Raw genomic sequence first — 12,388 nt, 5'->3', positions numbered from 1 at the left:
CGTCGGGAAACTCGGCTTGCCGTCTATCTGTTCACCAAGATAATTAGACACTCACGCATGAAACTGCTCTTCGATCTCAACTCACTTCGTCCCCCGCGAAGCGGCGTCGGCTATTACACACAGCATCTGCTGGAAGGACTGACTGTCGAGCCTGACGTACAAGGGCTGGCGGGATGGGTAGGCACCCAACTATTCGAAGGCGAACGGCTGCAGGAACTGATCAACCAGCGTGTTCCGTTGAGCAAGGGCGTCCAGTTCAGCGAGGGTATCAAGGCAAAAGTGATGCAAAAGGCGCGCAGTCTGCCGGGCCTGTACCGCAGCCGGACTATCGTGCGCGCCATCATGTCGCGGGAATTACGCGACGACTTTGCGCGCCGCGGCTATATCTATCACGAGACGAATTTCGTGGCGTCGCGCTACAAAGGCCCGACCGTGCTGACCATTCACGACCTTTCGCATCGGCGGCATCCGGAGTTTCATCCGCGCGTGGCGGTGGAATATCTGGATCGGGAGATCCCTAAATCGTTGCGGCAGGCGCAGGTCGTGATCGCAGATAGCGATTACACGAAGAAGGATATCGTCGAGATCTATGGCGTTCCCGAATCGAAGGTGGTCACCGTTCATCTGGGCGTGGAACCGGCGTTCCAGCCCTATCCGGAAGAATCGTGCGCCGATGCGCTCGCGCAACTCGGCCTGAAATCTCGCGGCTTCGTGTTGTCGGTGTGCACGTTGCAGCCGCGGAAGAATCTGCTGCGGCTTGTCGAAGCATTTGCGCGCTTGCCGGCCGAGATGCGCAGCGCGTTTCCGCTCGTGTTGATCGGCGCCGACGGATGGCATAACGCAGCACTGATGCGGGTGATCGAGCCGCTCGCGCGCGATAACCAGGTCGTGATGCCGGGCTATGTGCCGCGTGAAAACCTGCTGAAACTGTATGCATCAGCGACGTTGTTCGCTTATCCGTCGTTGTTCGAGGGATTCGGCTTGCCTGTCGCCGAAGCCATGGCGAGCGGCGTGGCAGTGTTGACATCAAACAACACGTCGTTGCCGGAGGTATCGGCGGGCGCGACGTGGGAAGTGGACCCGTATTCTATCGATGACATCGCCGCCGGCATGGAGCGCCTGCTCGGCGATCCGGCGCTGCGCGACGAACTGGTCGCCAAGGGTTTGCGTCGCGCGGCCGAGCTGACGTGGGACGCGACCGTCGCGCAAACTTGCGCGGTGTATCGCGAATTGTCGGCATGAGGATCATCGTGAGCGGCGCGAACGGCTTCGTAGGGCGCGCCACATGCGCAGCGCTCTGCGATGCTGGCCACGACGTGACCGCGCTCGTGCGCCGTCCGGATGCTAGCGATCCCCGCGTCAACGAACGATTGATTGCCGACGATAACTTCTCAAGCCTCGCCCCGTTGCTGGCAGCCGATGCCTTCGTCCACCTCGCCGCCCGCGTTCACGTGATGAACGACATCGCCGGCGATCCGATGCAGGAATATCGCGCGGTCAACGTGGAAGGCTCGCAAAACGCTGCGCGCGCGGCATTGAACACGGGCGTGAAGCGGTTCGTGTTCGTGAGCAGCATCAAGGCGCTGGGGGAGGGCGAACCCGGCCGGCCATGGCGCGAGGACGATGCACCGGCGCCTGTCGATCCATACGGCATCACGAAGTTGGAGGCCGAACGTGTTCTCGCGGAGTTTGGCCGCGAGCACGGCATGGAGGTGGTTACGCTGCGTCCGCCGCTGGTCTATGGCCCGGGAGTCCGGGCCAACTTCGAACAATTGATGAAGGCGGTCGAGCGCGGTATTCCGTTGCCGCTGGGCGCGGTCGATGCGCATCGAAGCATGGTCTACGTTGGGAATCTCGCCGATGCCATTCGCTTTGTCGCGACGCGTCCTGAGCCTACGGAAGGCGTGTATCACGTCACGGACGGCGAAGATTTAACGGTTCCGGAGATGATTCGGGCCCTTGCTCGCGCCTTCGGAAAACCGGCGCGTTTGCTGCCGGTGCCGCCCTTGTGGCTGCACGCGTTGGGAAAGTTGACGGGCCGTTCGGCGCAGATTGATCGGCTAGCGAGCCCGCTACGCATGGACAGCAATCGGCTTCGGACCGGACTCGGCTGGACGCCGCCGGCTTCAGTGGCTGATGGCATCGAGAGAACCGTGCGCGCTTATCAGGAGGCGCATCGATGAGCGCGCTTTCGCTTTTGTGCATTGCAGCAGCCATCGCGTGCGCGGTGAGCGCGGGCGTGCTGCTGTTGTTATTACGCACGGGTTGGGCTTGGGATATTGCTGTCGATATCCCGAATCATCGCTCTTTGCATGTTCGGCCCGTGCCGCGGGTAGGCGGATGGGGCGTTGTATCGGCCTTGATCCTCACCATTGTGGTCTGCGCACCGTCGTTCGGCTGGGTCGCGCTTGGCGCGCTGGTACTTGCCGTTGTGTCGCAGATCGATGACCGGCGCGGCTTGCCGGCCCGGATTCGCTTTGCCGCACACTTGCTCGTGGTCGCGGCGGCTATTGCTTGGAGCGCCGTCGATATCCCCTGGTGGCTCGCGCTGCTCGCCGTCATCGCGCTGGTCTGGGTGGTGAATCTATACAATTTCATGGACGGTTCTGACGGCCTTGCGGGCGGCATGGCGGTATCGGGTTTCGGTTTCTATGCGGTTGCAGCGCTCGCGGCCCAGCCATCGCTGGCGGTGGCCGCTGCGGCCATTGCAGGGGCGGGAATTGGATTCTTGATTTTTAATCATCACCCGGCGAAGATATTTCTGGGCGATGCAGGTTCCATACCCCTCGGTTTCCTGGCCGGCGCGCTGGGCTTTTGGGGCTGGCAACACGGCGTATGGCCAATCTGGTTTCCGGCGCTAGCGTTCGCGCCGTTTGTCGCCGACGCCACCGTGACGCTCTGCCGCCGTCTCGCGCGGGGCGAAAAGGTATGGCTCGCGCATCGCGAGCATTACTATCAACGGCTGGTGCAGATGACCGGGAGCCATATCCGGGTCGCCTTGGCGTATTACTTGCTCATGCTGGGTAGCGGAGGGGCTGCACTGGTAGCACTTCATATGCCGCCCGCACTGCAATGGGTGCTGCTCGGTGCCTGGTACGTGGTCCTGGCGCTGGTTGGCTGGCAGATCGACCGCCAATGGCGGAAATTCACCCTCACTCAAGATAATCATAACGATGCGAATTAAGCCTACATGGCTCTCGATGGCAGCATTTGGATTCGACATCGTCGCGGTGGTCGTCGCGTGGCTGGTTGCATACGCGCTGCGCTTCAATGGCTCAGTCCCCGACGATTTCTGGCACGGCGGCATCAACGCGCTCGTGTGGGTCGTCGTAATCTATGCCGTGATGTTCCGCATCTTCGGGTTGTATCGTGGCATGTGGGTGTTTGCAAGCTTGCCCGACCTCATGCGGATTTCGAAAGCCGTTGCGAGCGGCGCGCTGATCGTCATGATCGGTGCGGCCATGTTGCAGCCGCTGCCTATTATTCCACGCTCGGTTCTCATCGTTTCGCCGTTGCTGCTGTTCATGGCGACGGGCGGCTCGCGCGCGCTGTATCGTGCGATCAAGGAGTTTTATCTGTATGGCGGGCTGATCGGCAAGGGCAAGCCGGTGATCGTGCTCGGCGCCGGCACCGCTGGTGCGAACCTCGTGCGCGAACTCGCGCGTTCCAGCGAATGGCGTCTGGTCGGTCTTCTCGACGATGACCCCGCCAAGCGCGGCCGCGAAATCCTTGGCCACAAGGTTTTGGGATCGATCAGCGAGTTGCCGCTCTGGGCTGAACAGCTCAAAGCCGATACTGCCATCATCGCGATCCCTTCGGCGTCAGTCGATGCACAGCGGCGCGTCGCGACCATGTGCGTGCGCGCGGGCGTCAAGGCGATGGTCCTGCCCGCACTCACCGTGCTCACGCAGGGCCAGGCGTTCCTTTCGCGCGTTCGTCAGATCGACCTCGAAGACTTGCTCGGCCGCGAACCGGTGAAGATCGACATGCCGCACGTCGAAGCGCTGCTTCATGGTCGTGTGGTGATGGTGACGGGGGCGGGCGGGTCTATCGGTTCCGAATTGTGCAGGCAGATCCTGCGTTTCTCACCGGCGCAACTTGTGGCTTACGACTTAAGCGAATACGCGATGTATTTGCTCATCGAAGAATTGCATGAGCGGTTCCCAGATTTATCGGTGATTCCGGTGATTGGCGACGCCAAGGATTCCTTGTTGCTCGACCAGACCATGTCGCGGTTCGCACCGCATATTGTGTTTCATGCGGCCGCGTACAAGCATGTTCCATTGATGGAAGAGCAGAACGCTTGGGCAGCGGTGCGTAACAATGTGCTCGGTACGTTGCGCGTGGCGCGCGCGGCGATTCGCCATCAGGTCAGCCATTTCGTGCTGATTTCCACCGATAAGGCCGTCAACCCAACCAATGTCATGGGCGCGAGCAAGCGGCTTGCGGAGATGGCGTGTCAGGCGCTGCAGCAGACCGCACCCCGTACGCAGTTCGAGACGGTCAGATTTGGGAATGTTTTAGGCAGCGCGGGCAGCGTAATTCCGAAGTTCCAGCAGCAGATCGCAAAGGGCGGCCCAGTCACAGTGACGCATCCGGAGATCACACGCTTCTTCATGACGATTCCTGAGGCTGCGCAACTGGTGTTGCAGGCGTCGAGCATGGGACGCGGGGGTGAGATCTTCATTCTGGATATGGGCCAACCAGTGCGGATCGTAGACCTTGCGCGCGACTTGATCCGCTTGTATGGCTTCACGGAAGAGCAGATTCGAATCGTTTTCACGGGTTTGCGCCCAGGCGAGAAGCTCTACGAAGAATTGCTCGCCGACGACGAGACTACCACCCGTACACCGCATCCAAAATTAAGAATCGCGCAAGCGCGCGGGGTCGCGGATCATTTTCTCGATGAACTGCTGCCGTGGCTTATGCAGCATCGCGTGTTGGCGGACGAAGAAGTGCGTCGTGACCTGCGGCGTTGGGTGCCTGAATATCAAACGTCTATGCAGCCAGTCTTGCAATCTATTCAGTCTGCGAATCGGTAATCCACCTCCGCATGCGATTTCGATAAGGTCCAGGCTCGGCAGGCTTAGCCGCTAGGGAGAGTCTGTTCAGATCCTACTCACCTCTGTTTTACCGTAAGGCGCCCCAGCACGTTACTTAGGACGTTTTCCACAAAGTCCGCATCGTCGGGGACATGCAACCTTCTTTTCGACACAGCCCCGTCCATCGGCTCTCGCGTTAGTAAAGCCCTTCATCAAAAAGTCAACGGAGTTCGATTATGGACCTGAGGATATAGTAGACACTATGTAGTCCCGATTGATAGGTCGTTACTCAACGCTAAAGCGCTGGAGATTTTTTTCGTAGAGGTTTCAAAGGAAGCTACCGTAAAAGGCACTCGACAGCATCTTAGCTCCGGGATTTGGCTGATTTCCGAAAAGTGCCAGGGCTACGACCTAGTCTCTCGCAACGTTGGTATGCGCAGCCTCTGAATACTTGACTTCATATTGGACGCGACATCATTAGTCGGCTCTCCATATGGTGAGCGAAAACAACCGGATGGAAAACCTATGTCGCCCTTCGAGTACGTACGTGCCGCATATCGCCTTCGCCGTAAGCTCGCGCTTGAACTACTTATGTTATTGGCGCTCGCTGTAATTGTCACTTATCACGTAATGACCGGTTCAGTCTTGGACTGCGTCTTGCGTTGAGTCCAGAGGCCATCCCAGCCGGTGAAGACGGGTGACCCTCGATCATCAACACTGCCCTGCAGTGGTCGACGAAACGCACATCTACGCATTCAAATTTTCGAAAATGTTCAGGAATAGTTTGGAAGTACCCTGTCGTCCACTCAGAATGTCCCCGTCAGAGCATCACGGCTATATGTATTAATACGTCTCCTTTCTAATGCTGCTAACGCAGCGCTCGCTGCGAGGGCCCGCTAGTGATAGAACTCTGTGCCCACTTCATCTTTTTGCGTCGCACGTGATGTTGCTGAGATAACAGACGTCAAGTAGTGTATTGCATCTTCGCTAACCTAAACGAAATTCACACGGAATCAGGTTGTGTCAGAAATTTCGTTAGGCAAAACAACGGAGGAAGGTGTCGTTGAACGTCATAAGGCGGTGCCCATCTTCGTGCTGAATTGCCGTCTCCCGTTCCGTAAAAAATTTCCTACGGTTAGGATAATTCTTATCTCACAGAGCTATTTGAGCTGCGCGGGAACTTCGTCGATATTTAAGAATTTAGTTATCCTATTTATTTGATATTTCGATTTGTTAAATACGTATGAATTTGTCGAGGTTCGCGACCACGCGTCGGCTAGCCGGGATTCAAAAAAGATGCCTCTATACCGTACTTGTTCCAGCCTTGACTTTCGCCGTGGCCTGCCACGATGAAGAAATCGGGTCTGCTATTGGAGCACCCGATGTCAACCATCGATTGGAGCAACACTATGACATTACTAACAAGTCTTCGCGAGCTTGACTGGACTCGCGGCATTCGATTCTGGATTCTTGTTGCAGCGATTTTAGCCACGTCAGAAACCGCATTTTTATTCCGGCGTGCGGCGCTCATGCATCGTAAGGGCGGGGGCGACAATGTATAGTAGATTTATAGGACTACATTGGATCGTTCGCCGCGTGATTCTCGCCGTGGTGTTCTATGTGATTTTCGCGGTCGATATCGGTTGTTTCCCTAAAAGCGATTTCACAGTTTCGCTTATGCTAGTTTCTTTGGGCGGTCTGTATCTCGCGATCGGCCTAGGTCGACCAACACTCATCTTCATTCGCCTATTGCTCAAGGTCATGATCATCTTGCATTATTGGGTGAATCGATAATCTAGAAAGAGAAGGATGATGTTCAGCCAGCGCCTGCTTTTCTTGTAGTGGGGCGTTGGCCAAATCGTGGGGATGATAGCTAAACTATCGAAAAACCGTTGACCGGTAAGCAAATTACCCCGTTCTTGGCGTCAGGCATGAAATCCATGGTGTCGCTGCATCACGACCGCGCCGAAAGCGTCTGTCTACAAAGCGGCGTGCGCAATCCTCGGGAAATACGGTAGTGATATTTCTGCCGTCTCAGGTGCTGGGTTTGCGTACAGCGACGCGACGCCGAGAACGAATATATTTTGTTTTGGATTTGGGCGCGGGACATTAAAAAAAGCCGCGCCCGTACAGGGCGCGGCGCGTTCTAATTCACCTATTGGCGGTAACAAAAACGGGCGCTACTCTTCTTGACGCGCTCGTCGCCGATGGTCCTGCTCGATCCTGCGACCGTTGTGAGAAGTCCATCCGAAAAATAAAGCTATTAAAGCTGCTGCACCTATCATCCCAATAGAAAAGGTCATCGTTAATCCCTCTTGCAGTAAAAACCTGCGATGCCAAGAAGAGCGGCGCAAATCAAGAAACTAGCGACATCCTCACCTGCGGCGAGATTCCAATTCGTAACAGAAGCTGCGCTCCAGCAGGCCCCCGCCAACGAGGCGACGCTTAGCAGATGAGCCAGATGCCCGTTTGAGTGCCGCTGGGGTCGATTAGGCGCGAAGATTGATCGAAATCCTTCGACATGAATCCGATCTTTCTCGCGCGCGAGGATATTTTTTCCGTCACTGCCTGGGACCACTGAGAAATCGTGCCCGCTCAAACTAATCGAAATAAAGGGTGCGGCTTCGGTTTTCGCCATTTCTAGAAAGATTATTGTCAAGCGGGAGCTGAAATGCACCTCGCGGGTCGTTGGGTCCAGCGAAACGCGGTCTTTAATGATAGTGCCGCATGAATATCGGATCGTCACTGGAACAAGCTTCATTACGTTAAACCTCTTCGGAAATGCGAGCATTCTCCCCGACGGGAGTTCTCCCGCGGGGTTAGCGCTACAAATTACATAGCGCGGAAAAAAACTGAAGGGCTGGCCAATTACAAGAGATAAATCTTCGTAGCGACGATTGCAAATCGTCGCGACGAGCGCACTTCCGCTGTGCCTAATCGCTGGCAGCTTCAGGCGATACCATCTAAAAGATTGCTCAAAATACGAGTGACGAGACGTAAAAGCTTCGCCGGAGTTCGATGCGCGTCAGCGCGGGGATTCATAGAGTATAGAGTTCCGACGACGTGTCTTAGTTTGCAAAGCTCGCAAAAAGCACATGCCTTTCTCGTCGAATCATCGATTTTGACACTTCCGCGTACCGAAGGCGGACGATCTGCGCGGTCCTACTAGCCCAATTTTCAGCCCCCTTCTACCTCATGATTACCCACATCTTGGTGTGCGAAGGCTTGAGTCGATGGTTGTAAACAAGCGGAAGCGATTTTGGCTTGTGTGCGTTCTGTTTGTTATCCGCCGATGTGGCTGTGGCCGCGTAGTTGGCTTCATGTGGCGTGCTTTTTTTAAACTAATTACGTTCCGGCGCGGCAGACGCGCTTAATCCGGCTAGTTCGAAGCTGCCCCCCCACACGGCATATAACCCATAAAAAAACGGCGTCGCCGTAAGGCATTGTTTTTATAGCGAAATCGCTCGTTAACGGAAGGTGCTAGTCGGAGAAAGTTTGTCTGGTAATAGCACCCACCGCTTGATAACCGCCCGCTGACGGTAGTTGACACCAACCTTTAGATAAAACGCCACACGTCTAGTAGCCCGCACATACGATCGACCCTCCCGAGACGGCCTGTACCGTTCCCTTTTATGCGCATTGCTCAAAGCAGTGTGGGCGTGCAGTCAAACCAAGCTTTTCCCAATCCCAACTTGGGAGGCCATACTCCATCGCGGCATGCGCACTTGCACTGCAAGCGGTTGTAGATTACCGCGGCCGGCTCGTTGGTAAGCCAGTCATTAACCGACGCTCTTATCTTCGCTGCGTTTGTAGCCGAGGGGAACGCGCTCGACGTTGAGCGAAATATGGTGTGCCGCCGAGCGTGCCCACAAGGAGGCATTCGAAAAAGGTCGGGCCATGAGCCTAGACAAAGCCAATGAAATCTGGTGCCCACTGGGTTGGTACCTTCGTGCCTTGACCCGCACGTACTTACCGCTGTTGACGCGCCGTCTATTCTTGATCCGCTATCTCGAACGTCTGACGACAGGGGAACTTAAAATGCGTGCCGCCGTTTGCGGAATGCCCGCGCCGTAATCTAGGGTGATATCCTCACGCCGCGCACAGGCTCCGCAAAGAGTTGCCCCTTGGAAAAATTCACAAAACTAGCCTTAAGGCTCATCCTAAGTTCTCCACGCAATGACGAGCGCTGTAATGGCCCAGATGCAAAGTGAACCGTCTGCACCACTTTGGAACACATCATGATGTGGTCAGTTTTTCAGTGAAAAAATTAATAAGTATCTGAATATTATATAGATTGACGGGATTTCTAGCCTGGTGCGGTCTGGACACGACACGCTCAAAACGCCGCACCACCCATACCGGTTACGGTCATCATTGCCAACGCCCGCAAATCGCATTGCGGGCTAGGCGGTCGTGAGGTTGCCGATAAAGCCACCTCGGAATTGCTCATTTGGTCATCTGAAGGATCGCGCGCGCTAACATCTTCCATACCTTGTACGGCATGAACGGCCTCGTACGCTTCGTTGGTTTGCCCACCGGATGCAGCAAGTGCGGTTCTCTCTATATCTTCCTAGCGCGTACGCGAGCACCGAACACTAAAGCAAGCCCCAAAATAGATCTCAGCCGATCGGGCGTGAAGCTCTCCGCACGAGACAGTCGTCGCCCGGTATTCGTATCCGTTGTGTCGGGCACAAACACGCCCGGTGTGCAATTTACAACTCTGTGCGCATGCTGCCCAAGCTGGGCGAATCTTACGCCTCCCGTTCCCTCGCCAATCGATGGTCTTCCTTTCCTGAGACCCCTTATACGGCGTATAAGGGGTAATTGAGAAAAGTATAGAAAAACATATCCCTTTCTCAGCTAAACCTTACGAAATACTGTCAAATATCAAATCATCTCTGTCCAGCCCAGTCGTTAATGTCGTTAGGCGACGGTGCCTCGGTGACTGTCGGCTTCGGCTGTTCTCTTCCGAATCTGCGCGGCCCAACCGCAATAGGCGCGTTTCGCCGTGATGCACGAACTAACGAATCGCGACGACTGCTCGCCTGACGATTCCAACCGGCATCAAGTTGGTGAATAGTGCCGGGGTTTCTTTTCGATATGCCGCGCCGTTTTCTGTAATTATTAATCCTTCTCAGAGACTCGAAGCCCGAGATGCTGTCGCTCGGCGCTTTCGTAACGACTCGTTGGTTTAATCGTCGATGCGGCTGCCATTCGCGTTGGTCGGCATTATCAAGCGATTGCACAGAACGTTTCTTAATGCTTCGCGAGAAATACGATCCACGCAGCGCAAGAGTGACGCACTTGGGCGAGCCGTGGTCTTTGCGGTATTCGTAGGCGCCAGTGCAATTGCGAACCGCCATCGCGGATGCCGCCGCAGTCGTCACAATGATTTTGGGGCAACAAGTATGCCGCACGGCAACACGCGTTCAAAACGCTAGCGTTTCAGACCCCTGAGCAGTGATCAGGGGGAATCGGAACTGAAAATGTCTGAGTGGTGGACGAGCACGCTTACGGCCGAAACGCAGGCGTAGTTTCATGCAGAGTCCTGCCGACATTTTATTCGCTGAGACCGACGCGCTTGATCGTGACGGATTGCGCTACGCCTGTCGCCCAGGTTCAGATCTTTGAACGGGGCGACTTACCGGAGATCACCCCCCTGCGCGGTGGCAGTGGAAAGGTTTTCACCGAGCCTATTGGAATGCGGGCTGAGCGAAGGAATCACCTCGGCGTTTCTGGGTTGCCTGACATATACGGCGGGCCGGTTCCTGTGCAGGTGCCGTAGTTCGCGGGTTCTCCGGGCGTCGACTACGCGGCTACCACGGGCGATGAAAGCGTCGGTCGGACAAACGGTGGAGGTAATTTGCTGAACCCGGCAAACGCTGGCCTTATCTGGCAAAGACAAACCCCGGCCTCGTGTCAGGTTTTGTCGTTTACAGGAACGTTCAGGCGCGTTTCTTTTGCGGCAGCGGCTCGGGTTCGCCGGCTTTCAGTCGCTCGAGGCGCTCGCTCGCCCCGGCGAGCACGCCAAGTGGGGCGCCGTCGAGTTGCGCGTCGTGCATCGCCAAGACAGTCGCGACGCGGGCGCAGCCATCGGCATCGATCTGCCAGATGGCTTCGTCCCGACCTTTCACGAACGCTGCGTTCAGTGCGGCTTCAGCGTCGAGCCACGTTTGGCGGGAGATTTGACCGTATCCCGCCTCGGCGACGAATGAGGTCAGAATCAGAACTTCGGTCAGTGACTGCACGCCACTTAGCCAACCGTGCCCGTCGATCAGCGCCTGCAACGCGCAGTGGGTGTGCAGCGAGAGAAGATCCGCCTCCCGTTTAGGAATTGGAATGAGAGAAAGTTTCACGAGGTGCGCGCGGGTAGCTTGCGGGCTGCGGTTAAAGGGAAGGGTACGGGACATTGATTAGGAAAAGGGTTACGTTCTCCGGTTAACGAACGGTGGACGCTCATTCTGAAGGGGCGTGATCCAAACGCGAACGCCCGAACTGCTCGATGACGCCGACCGCTGCACGACATTGGTCCGGGTCGAGTTGGTGGATCGTGCACGCTTTCTCGTCAATCTGCAGGGCATTCGCGAGCCACCGGTAGCCTTTTGCGCGCGCCTCGAAGGTTGATATTGCGTCGCGCCGCGCTTTTGTCACGGCCATTGGTTCGAGCGCCGCATGCAGCTTTTCCTTCCACTCGCGAGGCTCGGCATTCGCAAGTCGCAAGCGGCACGTTCCGGGTACTGCGCGAGTAAGCTCCGATCCACGCTTGACAGACCTCACAGAGCCACCGCGTGCCGCAGTCTTCGCGATACTGTTAGCTCTGGCTTCCGAAGCTAGCCAATACTGCGGGCGCACCACAGTATTGGCAAATGAGGTTGAGGTATCGGCTTGACCGGACGAGCGACGCGCATGGTGATCTGAGTTTCAGGAGACCCTGATCGGCACTCAGGGTCTCGCTGCAGGTTGGTTTTTATAAGTGTTTGAATATGAATAAGAGGATTCAAAAAACACCCCGGATAACAATTAAAAAAATCTGGAAAATGGTTTTCGGGCATTCTGGGCGTCCGCCATCTGTTTTGACGGGTCGGGTGCTGCAAAGAGATATGTTTTATAGCGTCTTTGTGAGAAAGACCCTGAACGGCGATCAGGGTGTCGCTCCTTTCAAACCACGCAAGGTGCAAATGGGCGCTCGATTCTCCCAGCAGCCGCATACAAGTCTCTGAAACGCTAAAGCCAGCTTTGACGCGCTATCGACATTTGCCTCGAAGTATCCGGGTTGTTAGCGGCGGTGCAAATCCGACACTAAACGGCGGCGTCAGGTTGAGTAAAGCGACAACGCCCAGAGGCGC

At 56.2% G+C, this 12,388-nt stretch carries 6 protein-coding genes and 1 pseudogene; 5 read left to right on the top strand and 2 right to left on the bottom strand.

Annotated elements, in window-relative coordinates; translation table 11 throughout:
• Positions 1–57: 57 nt before the first annotated feature.
• The 5 genes from HB633_RS19335 to HB633_RS19315 all read left to right on the top strand — a co-directional run bounded on the left by HB633_RS19335 (position 58) and on the right by HB633_RS19315 (position 6,604).
• The gene (locus HB633_RS19335) at positions 58–1,242 is read left to right on the top strand and encodes a glycosyltransferase family 1 protein (protein WP_213779804.1); all 1,185 of its coding nucleotides are present in this window, start codon (positions 58–60) and stop codon (positions 1,240–1,242) included.
• Positions 1,239–2,183, top strand: coding sequence for an SDR family oxidoreductase (locus HB633_RS19330; RefSeq protein ID WP_213779803.1), 945 nt, complete (start codon positions 1,239–1,241; stop codon positions 2,181–2,183). Before HB633_RS19335 ends, HB633_RS19330 begins: the two co-directional genes overlap by 4 nt.
• Positions 2,180–3,184, top strand: coding sequence for a glycosyltransferase family 4 protein (locus HB633_RS19325; RefSeq protein ID WP_213779802.1), 1,005 nt, complete (start codon positions 2,180–2,182; stop codon positions 3,182–3,184). The genes HB633_RS19330 and HB633_RS19325 overlap by 4 nt, the downstream gene beginning before the upstream one ends.
• 16 nt (positions 3,185–3,200) lie before the next feature.
• Positions 3,201–5,042: a nucleoside-diphosphate sugar epimerase/dehydratase gene (locus HB633_RS19320; RefSeq protein WP_255581015.1), complete on the top strand. Its 1,842-nt coding sequence runs from the start codon at positions 3,201–3,203 to the stop codon at positions 5,040–5,042.
• Positions 5,043–6,424: 1,382 nt separating this feature from the next.
• Complete coding sequence (locus HB633_RS19315) at positions 6,425–6,604, top strand: hypothetical protein (RefSeq protein ID WP_213779800.1); 180 nt, start codon at positions 6,425–6,427, stop codon at positions 6,602–6,604.
• 4,383 nt (positions 6,605–10,987) lie between these two features.
• Here the strand turns inward: HB633_RS19315 and HB633_RS19310 are convergent.
• Complete coding sequence (locus HB633_RS19310) at positions 10,988–11,452, bottom strand: hypothetical protein (protein WP_213779799.1); 465 nt, start codon at positions 11,450–11,452, stop codon at positions 10,988–10,990.
• A 46-nt stretch (positions 11,453–11,498) separates the two neighbouring features.
• Positions 11,499–11,950: pseudogene (locus tag HB633_RS19305) on the bottom strand (zinc-finger-containing protein).
• Between the last annotated feature and the right edge of the window lie 438 nt (positions 11,951–12,388).

The sequence above is a fragment of the Caballeronia sp. dw_276 genome, from assembly GCF_018449635.1.
In the GTDB taxonomy this organism is placed as follows: Bacteria; Pseudomonadota; Gammaproteobacteria; order Burkholderiales; family Burkholderiaceae; genus Caballeronia.
This window is presented reverse-complemented; position numbering and strand designations above follow the sequence as displayed.